The following is a 14,474-nucleotide window of genomic DNA, read 5'->3' as shown; positions in this document are numbered from 1 at the left end:
TGACTCGAAGGATCACGCGGTGGCCGCTTCCTCGTCCACGACGAACACGCCGACGATCACGGCGACCGCGCTACACCACTATCGGGGACTCAACTACAGCGCCGGACCCTTCCGCCGGCACCGTGAAAACGACGACACGCTAGGCACCTCACGCCACCCACAGGTCAAGAAACGTTCAAGACTCCGTCAGGCAAGCGCAATGAGTGCGCCGGACGACCGGCCGTCCATCATCGACAATGACGCCCTGGCAGCTGGCGCAGGGATGCCTGAGCGTGCTTCGGGACAAGGAGGCCGGTTATGTTGCACGAGATGTCGCACGTGGCCCTGGATCCCGGAGTTGACCTGAAGATTCGCCTGTGGCTGAAAATCGGAGAACCGGGGCGCCTGCGATCCAGCCTTGCGGCTAGCCCGGCTAATGGCGGCCAGCAGACTCGCGACGCCGATGGCGGAAGCTTGGAACACGATTGACGTCAGGACCCCGTGGCACAGTTGTGGCACACCATGCCGCCAAGAGACCCTGAGCGACGTACGCGAATGACAAGCATCCACGCACAATTTCGGTTCATGTACCCAGGCGCTGCACATCCTCATGCGACTCCTAAAGCGGGTGTCGGCAGTTCGAATCTGCCCGAGGGCACAGACGCCGTCTATGTCTCCGCGTGATGTTTGTCGCGAGGTCTTCTCAGCACCGGCCGCGCATGACTGAGTACCGCCGGTATTCGCGTGGTGCCGACAGCATCCGCATCAGCGGGGGCTTCAGGGCAGCCCCATCCCGTCTGGGGACCAATGGCCCCTCCCCAGCCCTAGCCGCCGTCGGAAGTTGGGACGAGACGCAGGGAACGAGCCGTCCGGAGGAGCCAGTCATGGCCGAAGCAACTCGCACCGTCGTCATCGACCGTCCGATCGACGAGGTGTTCGCCTTCTTCAGCAGCCCCTCCAACGACCCCTCTTGGCGAACCCAGGTCAAGGAGATCTCCGGACAGCCGCGAGAGGGCGCGCGCATCCACCAGGTCGTCAAGGGACCGGGCGGCACGGACTTCCCTGCCGACATGGAGGTGACCGCCTTCGAGCCGCCCACCAGGTACGCGTTCCGCGTGGTGGCCGGCCCGGTCCGGCCCGAGGGCGAGTTCCGCCTGACGTCCGTGGGCGAGCAGACCGAGGTCACCTTCCACCTGAGGGCCGAGATCAAAGGACTCAAGGCCCTCGCCCTGGCGCGGCCGGCCCAGAGCGCGATGGACAGCGAGGTCGCCAGCCTCCAGACGGCCAAACGACTGCTCGAACGCAGCTGACGACAAGCCGTCCGACACCGTCCCGCCGGTTCCGCCCACCCTCGGTGGGGTGCCGTGCCACGCTGTCAGAGATCGGGGCACACAGGGGGCGCAGGGCGGGCGCACCGCGCATGAGGGGGACGGCGGATGCCAGAGCCGGGCGTGACGGAACAAGCTGAGAAGCGCACCCCGACCAGCCATCTCGTCGCCCTGGTCGTGACGTCCCTCGTCCTCGGCGTCTTCGACTTCCTCCTGCTCGGTGTCGCGGTCGCCTTCGGCCCGAGCGGGTTCGGCGGCGACCGGACCATGTCCGACAACGAGATCCGCATGGCGCACCTGACCCAGGCAGCCGCACTCGCCGGCTGCCTCCTCGGCGCGACAATCCTCGTCCTGTCGCTCGTCTCGAAGGCCTCTCGACGACGTAACCGCGCGCTCCGGTGGATGCTCGCAGCCCAGGCAGCCGCGACGGCCGCCGTGTACGTCCTGTCGTAGACCGTCGTGTGCGTCGCCTCCGAGGGAGGCCTACCCGCCGGCCGACACCTGGGAGGCCGGCCCCAGGGCCGCCAGCTCCTCGCCCCGCGGGTCGAGGACGAGCGAGGAGGGCGTGTCGAACACCTGCACCGGCCGCCGCGAGGGATCCCACTCGGACCACCCCGGGTCGCCGGTCGTGCCGAACGCGACCCACGCCGCGTGCACCTCGTCGGCCAGCCCCTGGGGGGCGTCGGCTCCGGTCAGCGTCCCACCGCCGGCGAGCGTGTCGAAGACGAACGGGAGCTCCAGCGCGTGGCACGCCCCAAGCCCGGGAACGCCAGACTGCCAGTCGAACTCGTACACGTGCGTCCGTCCACCGGCTGCCGTGTGCGCGTCCGCCAGCCGCACCGTCTCCCGCCGGAACGACGCGTCCGTCAGGATCGCTGCGAGCAGGTCGCCCGCGCTCGCGCCCGGTCGCGACGCGGCATACACCTGCGCCACCGACGGGTCGATCCCGTACCGGCCCAGCACCATCGGCAGCGCGGCGTCGCTCACCATCGCCGCGATCCCGGTCGGCATGAGGAAGAAGCGGAACTCGTCGCGCGTCGTGCCGGCGAGCAGCTCCACGCCGCTGCCGGCGCCCGCGGCGATGCGTGCCAGAGGCACCTCCGGTACGACGTCGCCGTCGACGGTCGGGAAGAGGCTCATGATGCCGAGGCCGTTGCGGACCACGGTCGCGCCCCACCGCGCGGGGTCCGGGTCCTGCGCGAGGGCCAGGCCCACACCGGTCTGCGCCTCGAGCAGCGCCTCCGGGCCCGTGGAGCCCAACCCCTCCGCCGTCGCCGGCACCCCCGCCGCCTCGGCGACGGCCTCGGTGACGCGCCGCGCGTCGGCTTCGTCCGCCACCGCCGTGGCCATGCCGCTCTGCACCACCGCCCGCCGGAACAACCCGTCGGCGGCGGGCGAGGCCAGCAGGCACGCCACGCTCATGCCGCCGGCCGACTCGCCGAACACCGTCACGTTGCCCGGGTCCCCGCCGAACGCGGCGACGTTCTCCTGCACCCACGCCAGCGCCAGCAGCTGGTCGCGCAGACCGCGGTTCGAGGGAGCGCCCTCGACGACCGCGAACCCCGGCACCCCGAGCCGGTAGTTCACCGACACGAGCACCACGCCGTCGCGGGCGAACGAGGAGCCGTCGTAGATGCTGAGCGCGTTCCCACCCCGCGTGAACGCGCCACCATGGATCCACACCATCACCGGCAGGCCGGAGGCGCTGGGGTCCGGCGTCCACACGTTGACGTGCAGGTGGTCGTCGCCGGGGAGGATCGTCGTGCCGAGGATCGCCGCGATCGGCGGCGGGTACGGCGCCTGGGTGGCCGTCGCCCCCAGGGCGGTGGCCTCGCGCACCCCGTCCCACGAGGCCGCCGGGCGGGGCGCCTCGAACCGCGCGGCACCCACCGGCGCGGCGGCATACGGGATGGCGAGGAACGCGCTCACGCCGTCGCTCGTGCGCCCCCGCACGCGTCCGGTGGTCAGGGAGACGACAGGGTCCACGGTTCCTCCAGGGGTGGTTGGCGGGCGGCCGCCGGGCGGCAGCGTCCGGCTGCCCAGCAGCCTCGCCGACGACGAGCGCCGGTGCACGTCCGGCACACCGGGCCTCCGACATCGTTGCGCCGCCCAACTTGCGAGCGGTCGGGGCGGCCGGTAGCCAGAAAGGGACACATCGCCCCAAACCCCACGCCCCGGACGGAGTCCCCCCTTGTCCTCCTGGTCCCTGCCCGTCCTCCTGCTCGTCTTCGCCGCAGCGGCCGCCGCGATCTGGGTGGCCGGCATCCAGCTCTCGAACCAGACCGACGTGCTGTCCACGCGGCTGCACCTGGGCACCGCGCTCGGCGGCCTCATCCTGCTCGCCGTCGCGACGAACCTGCCCGAGATCGCCATCGTCGCCAGCGCCTCCCTGTCCGGCAACGTCGGCGTGGCGGTGGGGAACATCCTGGGCGGCATCGCGATCCAGACCGTCGTGCTCGTGGTGCTGGACGTCTTCGGGATCCGCGGCAGACGACCCCTCACCTACCAGGCCGCGTCCCTCGTCCTCGTCCTCGAGGCAGCGCTCGTCGTCGCCGTCCTCGCGGTCGTGGTCGCCGGGTCGCAGCTGCCCGCAGGCCTCGAGCGGTTCCGGCTGGCCCCGGCGTCGGTGCTCATCGCCATCCTCTGGGTGGCGGGACTCGTTCTCCTGCAACATGCTTCGCGTTCACTGCCGTGGACCGACTCCGGCGAGGCACCCGACAACCAGGAGAAGCCGAAGGGCCACTCCCAGCAGAAGGCCGAGCAGGACGCCTCCACGCGCGGCACCAGCACCGCCACGTCCGCGACCATCTTCGGCGTCGCCGCGCTCGTCACCCTGGTCGCCGGCGTCGTCCTCGAGCGCAGCGGCGACGCCATCGCCGGCCACATCGGCCTGTCCGGCGTGCTCTTCGGCGCGACGGTCCTCGCCGCCGCCACGTCGCTGCCCGAGGTCTCGACCGGCCTCACCTCGGTCCGGAACGAGGACTACCAGCTCGCGGTCAGCGACATCTTCGGCGGCAACGCGTTCCTGCCCGTGCTGTTCCTGCTGGCCACCCTGCTGTCGGGCAAAGCCGTTCTGCCGCAGGCGCAGTCGACCGACATCTACCTCACGGCCCTCGGGATGCTCCTCACCCTCGTGTATGCCGCGGGGCTCGTCTTCCGGCCGCAGCGCCGCATCGCGCGCATGGGCGTCGACTCCCTCGCCGTCCTCGTCCTCTACGTCCTCGGCGTGGGCGGGCTCTTCGCCGTGGCGAGCAGCGGCTGACCGGCCCGACACCGCTGGCACATGGGACCTTGGTCCCATCCCGCGCCCCGACGTGCCGTCTAGCGTCGTGACGTTGTCGGGTCGGTCGAGGAGACGCAATGCTCTCAGTGCAGCTGGCGTCCGCCATCGCGAACTCGTCGTGGTTCCAGACGGGTTGGGCCCCCTACGTGCTGCTCGACGCGGACCTCACCATCCGGGAGGTCAACGCTGCGTTCGAGCAGGTCGTCGGCTACGCCAGGGACGCCGTCGTGGAGCAGCCGCTCTTCGACCTCTTCCCCGACAACCCGGCCGACCCCACGGGCAGCCAGGTCGCCCTCCTCTCGTCCCTGCAGCACGTCCTGCGGACCGGACGGCGCCAGTGGATGGGAGTGCAGCGCTACGACGTCGCGGACCCTGCCCGAGGCGGCGCGTTCAGCCGCCGGCTGTGGATCCCGGTCAACATCCCGGTCCTCGACGACGGACGCGTGGTCGGCGTGCTCAACCACAGCCAGGACGTGTCGGTCCCGCTCTCGAAGGCCGACCGCGCGGCCTACGACGCCTTCCGCCCGGGCGAGCTCGAGGCGGCGGCCGACGTCCTGCTCACGCAGTTCCCCGAGGTGCCACCGTCGGTGGTGCTGAGCACGCTCGCGCACTCCCAGCGCAGGATCCTCGAGGCGACCGGCCACCCCGACGCCAGCTCCGCACTGGAGCTGGCACGGCTGCGCCTCGAGGTGCGGACGGGCCGGCCCGCCGGCGGCGACGAGGGCGAGGCCTGAGGGCGCGACGTCGGCGCCCCGGACCATGGTCCCCCCACCACCGACGCCGCACGGTGTGACCTGCACGACAGGGGACGAAAGTCCCTCTGCCCCAACGGCTCCCACCGAGATGGTTGAAGTGCCAACAAGGCACACAGCACAGGGCCACCAGCCCTGAGACAGCGGGAGTTGATCAGAATGCGACGCAAGACCCTTGACGCCCTACTCACCACCGGTGGCTTCGTCGTCACCGCGGTCCTGCTGGTCGCCGGCGGACTGCTCATGTGGGCCAGCAACTTCGTGCAGGACAACGTGCACAGCCAGCTGGCCGACCAGAGGATCACGATGCCGTCCGGCAAGGCCATCGAGGACCCGGCCATCAAGCCCTACCTGCAGCAGTACGCAGGCCAGCAGATGACCACCGGGGCCCAGGCGAAGGCCTACGCCGACCACTACATCCTGGTCCACATGAACAAGGCCGGCCAGGGCCGGACCTACGAAGAGGTCAGCGGCGAGTACATCGCCCTCTCGGCCAACCCCAACGCCGACAAGGCCAAGGTCGCCGAGCTCGGCCAGCTGCGCCAGACGCTCTTCATGGGCAACACCCTGCGGGGCCTGCTCCTCAACGCCTACGCCTTCGGCACCATGGGCACCATCGCCTTCTGGGGCGCGGTTGCCAGCTTCGTCGGCGCGGCCTTCCTCTTCCTCCTCAGCCTCCTCGGCCTCAGGCACGAACGCCACGTGCCGGCCGAGCAGGAGGTCCGCATCGGTCGCGGCGCAGCAGCCGCTCCCGCTGTCGGCTGACTCCAGCCGCACCTGCGGACCACGTCAAGGCCCCCGACCCCCTGGTCGGGGGTCTTGGCGCGTGCCCGTCCGTGGCCCGCGCCCGTCCGTGGCCCGCGCCCGTCAGCCCTTGGCGAGACGCGCCTCGCGCGCGGCCTCGACCTTGCGGCGGCGCTCCCGGCGCAGTCGCTCGTGCGGGTCGCTCGGCCCCTGCAGCTCGGCCGGCCCGTAGAGGTGCCAGCCCAGGTAGCGGACCCGCCACAGGATCCGGTAGCCGAGGGAGAGGCCCTCGTCGTCGCTCGAGCGCGCCATGGTCGGCCCTTTCGTTAGTGCCCTAATGATTCGTGCACTACGGTAGCCGACCGTCGCCCCTAGACTGAAACCGTGACCCCGCCCCGCGCCCCGACGCGCACCCCCGCGGCTGACGGCGAGGACCTGCTCGCCCTCGACCGGCAGGTCTGCTTCGCGTTGGCCGTCGCGTCGCGCAACGTCATCGCGCTCTACCGGCCACTGCTCGAGCCCATGGGCCTGACCCACCCCCAGTACCTCGTCATGCTCGCGCTCTGGGAGGAGTCACCCCTCAAGGTCGCCGAGCTCGCCCGGCGGCTCAGCCTCGAGCCCGCGACGCTTTCCCCGCTGCTCAAGCGGCTCGAGGCCGGCGGCATGGTGACCCGCGAGCGCGACCCCCGCGACGAGCGCGCCCTGGCCGTCACCCTGACGGAGAAGGGGGCCGCCGCCCGCCAGCAGGCCCTGCGCGTCCCGCCCGCGATCCTCGAGCGCCTGGGCATGGACGTCGCCGAGCTCGAGACCCTCCGCGACGGCCTCACCCGTCTCATCGCCGCCGCCCGGCCGCCCGAGCCGTCGGCCGGGTGAGAAGGGTCACGGCATACCGAGGGGCTCCCCCGCCGTTGTCCCCTGATGGCAACGACGCCGCCCCACGTCCCCTCACCACACCTCCAGGAGGTCGTCCATGACCGACGCCACCACCCCCACCGCCGCACCCCGCGAGTGGCGGCTCGCCTCGCGCCCCACCGGCTGGCCCACGCCCGAGAACTTCGAGCTCGCCGAGTCCGACGTGCCCGCGCTGGGCGACGGGCAGATCCGCGTGCGCAACGAGGTGCTGTCGGTCGACCCCTACATGCGTGGGCGGATGAGCGCCGCCAAGTCGTATGCCGCGCCGTACGAGGTGGGCGCCGCGATGACCGGTGGCGCGGTGGGCGTCGTCGAGGAGTCGCGCGCTGACGGCGTCGCCGTCGGCGACCACGTCCTGCACGGCCTGGGCTGGCGCGAGGTCGCCGTGCTCGACGCCAAGGACGCCCGCGTCGTCGACACCGACGCCGCCCCGGCCTCCTCCTACCTCGGCGTCCTCGGCATGACCGGCCTCACGGCATACGCGGGCCTCAAACGCATCGCCGAGGTCAAGGAGGGCGACGTCGTCTTCGTCTCCGGCGCGGCAGGCGCCGTCGGCGGGGCGGTCGGCCAGATCGCCAAGGCGCTCGGCGCCGGCAAGGTCATCGGCAGCGCCGGCTCCCCCGAGAAGGTGCGCCACCTCACCGAGGACCTCGGCTTCGACGCGGCCTTCAGCTACCGCGACCGCAAGGTCTCCGAAGCGCTGCGCGAGCTCGCCCCCGACGGCATCGACGTCTACTTCGACAACGTCGGCGGCGAGCACCTCGAGGCAGCCATCGGCTCGCTGCGCCTCGGCGGCCGCATCGCCGTCTGCGGCATGATCTCGGTCTACAACGACACCGAGCCTGCGCCGGGCCCCCGCAACCTCGCGCGCCTCATCCAGACCCGAGGCCGCATCGAGGGCTTCCTCGTGGGCGACCACTACGACCTGGCGGGCGAGTATGCCGCGCAGGCCGCGACGTGGCTCGCCGACGGTTCGCTGTCGCTGCGGGAGACGGCCGTCGACGGCTTCGAGAACGCGGTCGACGCCTTCCTGGGCGTGATGCGCGGTGACAACACCGGGAAGATGGTCGTGCGCCTCTGACCCGCGCCGCCGGCCCCGCGCACGCGCGTTCGTCCGCGGGGCCGGCGACCACCCGACTGCTATCCTGAGGACACAGCCGAGCCTCCTTGCCGCACCTGGTGCGACGCGGAGGCTTTTTTCATGCTCGCTCCCAGTAAGCCATCCGACCCCCGCCCCTCCTCGCCCCTTCTGGTGCGCCGCGCGACCGCCGACGACCGGCCGGTGCTCGAGCGCCTGTGGCTGCTGTTCCGGCACGACACGTCGGGCTTCACCGGCGGCCTCCCCCGGCCGGACGGCTCGTTCCGCAGCGAACGGCTCGAGTCGGCCCTGACGGACCCGGGGTGGGCGGCGTCCACCGCCTGGCTCGGCGAGGCGCCCGTCGGGTTCGCCTTCGTGCGAAGCCTGGACGGCCCGGCCCGCGTCCTCAACAGCTTCTTCGTGGTGGCCGGCGCCAGGAGGGCCGGGGTCGGGTCGACCCTGGCGCACGAGGTGCTGAGGAGCTTCCCGGGGCCGTGGGAGGTGGCCTTCCAGCAGGCCAACGTGGCGGCGGTGCGTTTCTGGCGCTCCGTGGCCGCCACCCACGACCCCGGCCCGGTGGAGGAGCTGCGCGCCGTGCCGGGGTCCCCGGACACGCCTCCCGACTCCTGGCTCTCGTTCCGGGTGCAGGCCCCGCCTCAGTAGCGGCACCAGGGCGGGAGGTCCCCGTCGGCGCCGTCGTCCTGCGGGGTGACGTCCCCGTCCCGGCGGGTGCCGCCGTCCCAGGCGCCGCGGCCGCCCTCGTCGTGGCCGTCCTCGTCGTGGCCGTCCGCGTCGGGCGACTCCAGGTCGAAGGCCGCCCACACCGACTTCCCGTCCCGCCTCGGCCACACACCCCACGCCTGGCTCAGGGCCTGCACGATCTCCAGGCCACGGCCGTGCAGCTCGACCTCGTCCGTCGGCGCGGGCACCGCCACCTGGCCGGCGAGGTGGTCCCGCACCTCGAGGACGAGCCACGAGTCCCGACGGGCCAGGGTCACCGTGAAGGGCGTGTTGGCGTGGAGCACGACGTTGGTGGCGAGCTCGCTCACGACCAGGGCGACGGCATGCGCCTGGCGCCCCAGGTCCGTCTCCGTCAGGCAGTCCAGCACGAAGGTCCGCGCGTCGCTGACGTGGAGCGGGTGCGCAGGCCAGCGTGCCTCGCGGCTCCACGCGAGCTGCGTGTCCATCCCTCACCCCACGTCGACGACGTGCGCCACGAGGCGGGGTCCGGGCTCTGTGCGCGTTCCACGACCACTGTCCTCCCCAGCGGTACCGGCTCGCAACCGTTTCGCCCCGGTCCGGACGGTCTGGGCGGGAGTAGGGTGATGACAACGGCCGTGGCCCCCAGGTCGCAGGCGCACGGCAGACCGGGTGGGACATGGTGACGGACAACGGGCTCACGGCCCCAGGCTTCGAGATCGAGTCCGACCTGAGCGAGATGTGCCTCGACTGCGCCGAGAAGGCCGGCGTCGACGGTGTCGGCCTCGCGGTCTTCGCCAACGACGGCACGCCGGGGACCGTGCACGCCACCAACGAGCTCGCCGCTCGCATCGAGGACCTGCAGTTCACCACCGGGGAGGGGCCGTGCGTCGACGCGGCCCGCACCGGGAGCCCCGTCCTCGTCCCGAACCTCAACTCGACCCACCACGAGCGCTGGCCGGCCATGGCACGAGAGCTCACGGCAGCGGGCGTACGGGCGATCTTCGCGCTGCCCATCCGGGTGGGGACGGTGTCGTTCGGGTCCCTCGACCTGCACCGCCTGGAGCCCGGGCCCCTGTCAACGCGACAGATGACCGACACGCTGCGCACCGTGGACCGCGCAGGCGAGCTGTTGCTGTCGGCCGCGGGGACGCACCTCGAGGAGCTGCTGCCGCCCACGACCTACCGCATGGTGGTCCACCAGGCCGTGGGCATGGTCATGGTTCAGCTCGACGTCGGCGTCGAGGACGCCCTGCTGCGACTGCGCGCCGCGGCCTACGCGGAGGGGCAGTCGATCACGGAACTGGCCGCTGACATCGTCGCCAGACGGCGCCGGCTCGCCGAGGAGGGGCCATGAGGGACCCGCGTGAGGGCGCAGTCCTTGGGGTACGGCCCATGGGGACGGGACTCTGCGAGGAGGCAGGATGAGCACGGGACAGGCGGGACAGACCGCCAGAGACGAGACCGAGCGGTACGTGCTGCTCGCACAGCGGTTCGTGGCACTGGCCGACACCCTGGTGGACGACTACGACGTCGTGGACCTGCTGGACCAGCTGGTGCAGTCGTGCGTGGAGCTGCTCGACGTGAGCCAGGTCGGGCTGATGCTCGTGGACCAGGAGGGCAACCTCAGCCTGGTCGCCTCCTCGAGCGAGCAGACGCGGCTGCTGGAGCTGCTGCAGATCCAGACCGAGGAGGGGCCGTGCCCCCAGTGCGTCCGCGAGCGCCGAGCCGTCACGGTGCCCGACATCGCGGCCTCGGCTGATGAGTGGCCGCAGTTCGCCCGGGCCGCCGGCGAGGCGGGGTTCACCTCTGTGCAGGCCCTGCCCCTGCGCCTGCGCAACGACACGATCGGCGGGCTCAACCTCTTCAACAGCGTCGACCGGCCGCCGCTCAGCGCGGCCGAGCAGCGCATCGCGCAGTCGCTCGCCGACGTCGCGACCATCGGGATCCTGCAGCAGCGGGCGTCCCAGCGGGCCTCCCTGCTGGCCGAGCAGCTGCAGAGCGCGCTGACCAGCCGCATCGTCGTCGAGCAGGCCAAGGGCGTCATCGCCGAGCGTGGAGGCGTCGACATGGACGCCGCGTTCGCGCACCTGCGCAGCTGGAGCCGCGCCCACCGGCGCAAGCTCGCCGAGGTGGCCGACGACGTCGTGCAGCGGCGCCTCGACCCCGCCGAGCTGCTCGCCGCCCGTCACCGCCACTAGGACGCCTGCTCCCCCTCGTCCGGCGGGATCGGGCGCGTGACGCCCAGGACCTCGTCGACCTCGGCGTCGGACAGGTGCTGCCCCTGCTCAGCGGCAGCGGCCATCAGCTCGCCCAGCAGCACGATCTCCTCGGCGAGCGCCCGGTCCTCGACCCCGTCCGGCCCCGACCCCACAACTCACGGTAGGACGGCGGACTGACCAGTCGTCATCCCCCAGCCGAGTCATCTGGGGATGGCCCGCGGCTTCATCGGCCCGTCCGGGAACACCAGGGCCGTGAGCACCACCTCACCGCCCGCGGCGAAGACCTCGACGCTGCACGCGTCGAGGGCGACGTCGAGCCGCACGACCCCGTCACGAGCCTCGACCGGGGCGGACGAGACGCACGGGTATGCCGGGTGGAACGGCCGGGCGTCGCCGGCCGACGGGCCCCGCGCCAGCGACAGCAGCCCCGTGCCCCGGTCGTAGGAGAGCCGGGCCACGTCACCGTCGCTCCCACCCGCCAGCTCGACCGTCGCCGACGGCTGGTCACGGACGTCGAGGTCGACCTCGAGCCACTGCAGCCCCGGCGCCGGCCGGACCTCCTCCACCGGCCGCTGCACGAGGACGAGGTCGCCCCCCTCACGTCGCCGCAGCGAGAGCTCCCGCGGCAGGGTCATGGCACCCCGCCACGGCGTCGTCGGCAGGTCCCCGGCGTAGGCCCAGCTGGACATCCACCCCAGCAGCACCCGCCGCCCGCAGGGGGCGTCGTTCCACGTCACGGCCGCGTAGTCGTCCGGACCGTGGTCGAGGCGTCGGAAGCCGCGGGCGTCCGGCGTGAACCGCACGCCGTCGAAGGAGCCCACGGCATACCAGGTCCCGCAGCCGCGCACCGTGCCGTCGTTGCCGCTCAGCACGAGGACGTGCCCCTCCGCACCGGATTCCCCCTCGACCGGCAGCCGCACGAGGTCCGGGCACTCCCAGATGCCGGGGGGCTGCGGCAACGGGCCCAGCTCGCTGAGCAGCTCCCAGCGCCAGAGGTCGGCGGAGCGGTAGAGGACCACGAGCCGCTCGACCGCCTCGACCGCCGCCATGAGCCAGAACCCGTCGGCCCCGTCGCCGGGCTCCCACCACGAGACCTTGGGGTCGCGGAAGTCCGCCGAGCCGCGGTCGAGCACCGGCCCGGCGCAGCGCTCCCAGGTCGCGCCGGCGTCGCGGGAGCACGCGAGCCACTGGGCCTGGTGCCCCTCACGGGCGCTGGTCCACACCGCGACGAACGGCGGGAAGGGGTCGCCCTCACGGCGCAGGCCGGTGGTGTTCCCGTGGTCGACGACGACCGAGCCGGAGAACACCTGATCGCCCGTGTCGACGTCGTGCGGCAAGGCGACCGGGTGCTCGGTCCAGTGCACGAGGTCGGTGCTCGTGGCGTGGCCCCAGCTCATGTTGCCCCAGTCGGGGCCCTCGGGGTTGTGCTGGAAGAACAGGTGCCAGGTGCCGTCGTGGTGGACCAACCCGTTGGGGTCGTTCATCCAGTGCCGCGCGGGGGTGAAGTGGGCGCGGGGTCGCCAGTCCGGGCCTGCGGCCGAGCCGGCGGCGCCCTGCGCGTCAGTCGTCACCGGGACATCCTCGCGGACGCGGTGGGTGCCGCGGGTCCGGCGCCGCCCTCTCGGCCGAAGGGCCTGCTGCCACCCACGACCCGGACGGCGGTCCCCGCCCAGCGGTTGACCCGCTGTTGCCGCGACCCGGCGGTGGGCCCGAGACTTGCGACCCATGACCGATGACCAGTGGTTCCGCGAGGCAGTCGTCTACCAGATCTACCCGCGCAGCTTCCAGGACACCGACGGGGACGGCATCGGCGACCTGCCCGGCATCATCGACCGACTCGACTACCTGCACACACTCGGCATCGACGTGCTGTGGCTCTCGCCGATCTACCGCAGCCCGCAGGACGACAACGGCTACGACATCAGCGACTACGAGGACATCGACCCGACCTTCGGGACCCTCGCCGATGTCGACCGGCTGATCGAGCAGGCTCACGCCCGCGGCATCCGCATCGTCATGGACCTCGTGGTGAACCACACCTCCGACGAGCACCCGTGGTTCGTGGAGTCGCGGTCCTCCACGGACAACCCCAAGCGCGACTGGTACTGGTGGCGCCCGCCGCGCCACGGCCACGAGGCCGGCGCCCCCGGGGCCGAGCCGACCAACTGGCAGGCGTCGTTCAGCGGCCCCGCCTGGGAGCTCGACGAGGCCACCGGCGAGTACTACCTGCACCTGTTCAGCCGCAAGCAGCCCGACCTCAACTGGGAGAACCCGCAGGTCCGCGAGGCCGTCTACGCGATGATGCGCTGGTGGCTCGACCGCGGGGTCGACGGCTTCCGCATGGACGTCATCAACATGATCTCCAAGCACGTCGGGCCGGACGGGTCGCTGCCCGACGGCCGGCCGATCGCCGGCACGGTGCTCGGCGACGGGACGCCCTTCTACATCTGCGGCCCGCGGATCCACGAGTTCCTGCAGGAGATGCACCGCGAGGTGTTCGAGGGCCGGTCGCAGAAGTACCTCACGGTCGGCGAGATGCCGATGGTCACCGTCGAGGAGGCGCTGCTCTTCACCGACCCGGCGCGGCACGAGGTGGACATGGTGTTCCAGTTCGAGCACGTCGACCTCGACCACGGCGAGCACAAGTGGGACCGCAAGCCGATCGACCTGCGCGACCTCAAGGCGTCGTTCGGCCGCTGGCAGGAGGACCTCGCCGACATCGGCTGGAACTCGCTGTACTGGAACAACCACGACCAGCCCCGGGCGGTCTCCCGGTTCGGGTCGGACGCGCCCGAGCACCGTGTGGCCTCGGCGAAGCTCCTCGGCAGCGTGCTGCACCTGCACCGCGGGACGCCGTACGTCTACCAGGGCGAGGAGCTCGGCATGACGAACGTGCCGTTCGCCGGGCCGCAGGACTTCCAGGACATCGAGTCGGTCAACTACCACCGCACCGCGGTCGAGGCCGGTGCCGACCCCGAGTGGGTGCTGCACAACCTGCGCCTCGGCAGCCGCGACAACGCCCGGTCACCGATGCAGTGGGACGCCTCGGCCAACGCCGGCTTCACGACCGGCACGCCGTGGGCGCGGGTGAACCCCAACTACCCCGAGATCAACGCCGAGGCGGCCGTGGCCGACGACCACTCGGTGTTCCACCACTACCGCCGGCTCATCGAGCTGCGCCGCACCGAGCCCGCGGTCGCGCACGGCCACTTCACGATGCTGGCGCCCGAGCACCCGACGCTGTACGCGTTCACCCGCACCTTCGAGGGCACCGAGCTGCTGGTGCTGGCCAACTTCTCGGCCGACGAGCTCGCGGTCACCCCGGACGACGTGCCGGGTCTCGACGGCTGGTCGGGCGCAGACCTGGTGCTGGGCAACCTCGCCGACGACCCGTCGTCCGTCGTGGAGCCGCTGCGCGCCTGGGAGGCCCGCATCCTGCGCCGCACCACCTGACCCCTCCCGGACCGCCGGCCAAGC

Annotated in this window: 16 protein-coding genes; 11 read left to right on the top strand and 5 right to left on the bottom strand. The window is 72.1% G+C overall.

Annotated elements, in window-relative coordinates:
- Positions 1-863 precede the first annotated feature (863 nt).
- The gene (locus ACFUC1_RS10775; RefSeq protein ID WP_379119501.1) at positions 864-1,289 is read left to right on the top strand and encodes an SRPBCC family protein; all 426 of its coding nucleotides are present in this window, start codon (positions 864-866) and stop codon (positions 1,287-1,289) included.
- A 126-nt stretch (positions 1,290-1,415) separates the two neighbouring features.
- Complete coding sequence (locus ACFUC1_RS10770; RefSeq protein WP_379119499.1) at positions 1,416-1,760, top strand: hypothetical protein; 345 nt, start codon at positions 1,416-1,418, stop codon at positions 1,758-1,760.
- A 30-nt stretch (positions 1,761-1,790) separates the two neighbouring features.
- Here the strand turns inward: ACFUC1_RS10770 and ACFUC1_RS10765 are convergent, their stop codons facing one another.
- Positions 1,791-3,293, bottom strand: coding sequence for a carboxylesterase/lipase family protein (locus tag ACFUC1_RS10765; protein WP_379119497.1), 1,503 nt, complete (start codon positions 3,291-3,293; stop codon positions 1,791-1,793).
- 205 nt (positions 3,294-3,498) lie between these two features.
- Between ACFUC1_RS10765 and ACFUC1_RS10760 the strand changes: the two genes are divergently transcribed.
- The 3 genes from ACFUC1_RS10760 to ACFUC1_RS10750 all read left to right on the top strand — a co-directional run bounded on the left by ACFUC1_RS10760 (position 3,499) and on the right by ACFUC1_RS10750 (position 6,107).
- Entirely contained in the window at positions 3,499-4,569 is a 1,071-nt protein-coding gene (locus ACFUC1_RS10760) for a sodium:calcium antiporter (protein WP_379119495.1), read from the top strand.
- Between the two features lie 98 nt (positions 4,570-4,667).
- Entirely contained in the window at positions 4,668-5,324 is a 657-nt protein-coding gene (locus tag ACFUC1_RS10755; protein WP_379119493.1) for a PAS domain-containing protein, read from the top strand.
- Between the two features lie 177 nt (positions 5,325-5,501).
- The gene (locus ACFUC1_RS10750) at positions 5,502-6,107 is read left to right on the top strand and encodes a hypothetical protein (protein WP_379119491.1); all 606 of its coding nucleotides are present in this window, start codon (positions 5,502-5,504) and stop codon (positions 6,105-6,107) included.
- 102 nt (positions 6,108-6,209) lie between these two features.
- Here the strand turns inward: ACFUC1_RS10750 and ACFUC1_RS10745 are convergent, their stop codons facing one another.
- Positions 6,210-6,398: a hypothetical protein gene (locus ACFUC1_RS10745; RefSeq protein WP_379119489.1), complete on the bottom strand. Its 189-nt coding sequence runs from the start codon at positions 6,396-6,398 to the stop codon at positions 6,210-6,212.
- 72 nt (positions 6,399-6,470) lie between these two features.
- On the opposite strand from ACFUC1_RS10745, the gene ACFUC1_RS10740 reads away from it, so the two are divergent.
- The 3 genes from ACFUC1_RS10740 to ACFUC1_RS10730 all read left to right on the top strand — a co-directional run bounded on the left by ACFUC1_RS10740 (position 6,471) and on the right by ACFUC1_RS10730 (position 8,739).
- Positions 6,471-6,959, top strand: a complete 489-nt coding sequence (locus tag ACFUC1_RS10740; RefSeq protein WP_379119487.1) for a MarR family winged helix-turn-helix transcriptional regulator — start codon at positions 6,471-6,473, stop codon at positions 6,957-6,959.
- A gap of 97 nt (positions 6,960-7,056) precedes the next feature.
- A complete protein-coding gene (locus tag ACFUC1_RS10735; RefSeq protein WP_379119485.1) occupies positions 7,057-8,079 on the top strand; it encodes an NADP-dependent oxidoreductase in 1,023 nt (340 codons plus the stop codon).
- A gap of 120 nt (positions 8,080-8,199) precedes the next feature.
- Complete coding sequence (locus tag ACFUC1_RS10730; RefSeq protein WP_379119483.1) at positions 8,200-8,739, top strand: GNAT family N-acetyltransferase; 540 nt, start codon at positions 8,200-8,202, stop codon at positions 8,737-8,739.
- On the opposite strand, the gene ACFUC1_RS10725 is transcribed toward ACFUC1_RS10730, so the two are convergent.
- On the bottom strand, positions 8,733-9,263 hold the full coding sequence (locus tag ACFUC1_RS10725; protein ID WP_379119481.1) for an ATP-binding protein: 531 nt from the start codon (positions 9,261-9,263) through the stop codon (positions 8,733-8,735). The two genes, ACFUC1_RS10730 and ACFUC1_RS10725, sit on opposite strands and share 7 nt — an antisense overlap.
- A gap of 191 nt (positions 9,264-9,454) precedes the next feature.
- Here ACFUC1_RS10725 and ACFUC1_RS10720 point away from each other — a divergent pair, with 191 nt between their 5' ends.
- Complete coding sequence (locus tag ACFUC1_RS10720; RefSeq protein ID WP_379119479.1) at positions 9,455-10,132, top strand: GAF and ANTAR domain-containing protein; 678 nt, start codon at positions 9,455-9,457, stop codon at positions 10,130-10,132.
- A 67-nt stretch (positions 10,133-10,199) separates the two neighbouring features.
- A complete protein-coding gene (locus ACFUC1_RS10715) occupies positions 10,200-10,976 on the top strand; it encodes an ANTAR domain-containing protein (RefSeq protein WP_379119477.1) in 777 nt (258 codons plus the stop codon).
- On the opposite strand, the gene ACFUC1_RS10710 is transcribed toward ACFUC1_RS10715, so the two are convergent.
- Together ACFUC1_RS10710 and ACFUC1_RS10705 are read right to left on the bottom strand one after the other, a co-directional pair.
- Entirely contained in the window at positions 10,973-11,149 is a 177-nt protein-coding gene (locus ACFUC1_RS10710; protein ID WP_379119475.1) for a hypothetical protein, read from the bottom strand. The genes ACFUC1_RS10715 and ACFUC1_RS10710 overlap by 4 nt on opposite strands.
- 48 nt (positions 11,150-11,197) lie before the next feature.
- Entirely contained in the window at positions 11,198-12,568 is a 1,371-nt protein-coding gene (locus tag ACFUC1_RS10705; protein ID WP_379119473.1) for a glycoside hydrolase family 32 protein, read from the bottom strand.
- A gap of 154 nt (positions 12,569-12,722) precedes the next feature.
- On the opposite strand from ACFUC1_RS10705, the gene ACFUC1_RS10700 reads away from it, so the two are divergent.
- Positions 12,723-14,450 (top strand): alpha-glucosidase, encoded by a 1,728-nt coding sequence (locus ACFUC1_RS10700; protein ID WP_379119472.1) that lies wholly within the window; start codon positions 12,723-12,725, stop codon positions 14,448-14,450.
- Positions 14,451-14,474: the final 24 nt, after the last annotated feature.

Source organism: Pedococcus sp. NPDC057267, from assembly GCF_042668795.1.
Taxonomy (GTDB): Bacteria; Actinomycetota; Actinomycetes; order Actinomycetales; family Dermatophilaceae; genus Pedococcus.
The sequence above is the reverse complement of the archived record's forward strand: the minus strand, read 5'-3'. Positions and strand labels throughout refer to the sequence as shown.

Coding starts and splice junctions, on each gene's coding strand:
- ACFUC1_RS10770 (WP_379119499.1), top strand. CDS start 1,416: ATGCCAGAGCCGGGCGTGACGGAACAAGCTGAGAAGCGCACCCCGACC.
- ACFUC1_RS10735 (WP_379119485.1), top strand. CDS start 7,057: ATGACCGACGCCACCACCCCCACCGCCGCACCCCGCGAGTGGCGGCTC.
- ACFUC1_RS10750 (WP_379119491.1), top strand. CDS start 5,502: ATGCGACGCAAGACCCTTGACGCCCTACTCACCACCGGTGGCTTCGTC.
- ACFUC1_RS10700 (WP_379119472.1), top strand. CDS start 12,723: ATGACCGATGACCAGTGGTTCCGCGAGGCAGTCGTCTACCAGATCTAC.
- ACFUC1_RS10725 (WP_379119481.1), bottom strand. CDS start 9,263: ATGGACACGCAGCTCGCGTGGAGCCGCGAGGCACGCTGGCCTGCGCAC.
- ACFUC1_RS10775 (WP_379119501.1), top strand. CDS start 864: ATGGCCGAAGCAACTCGCACCGTCGTCATCGACCGTCCGATCGACGAG.
- ACFUC1_RS10720 (WP_379119479.1), top strand. CDS start 9,455: ATGGTGACGGACAACGGGCTCACGGCCCCAGGCTTCGAGATCGAGTCC.
- ACFUC1_RS10730 (WP_379119483.1), top strand. CDS start 8,200: ATGCTCGCTCCCAGTAAGCCATCCGACCCCCGCCCCTCCTCGCCCCTT.
- ACFUC1_RS10755 (WP_379119493.1), top strand. CDS start 4,668: ATGCTCTCAGTGCAGCTGGCGTCCGCCATCGCGAACTCGTCGTGGTTC.
- ACFUC1_RS10745 (WP_379119489.1), bottom strand. CDS start 6,398: ATGGCGCGCTCGAGCGACGACGAGGGCCTCTCCCTCGGCTACCGGATC.
- ACFUC1_RS10715 (WP_379119477.1), top strand. CDS start 10,200: ATGAGCACGGGACAGGCGGGACAGACCGCCAGAGACGAGACCGAGCGG.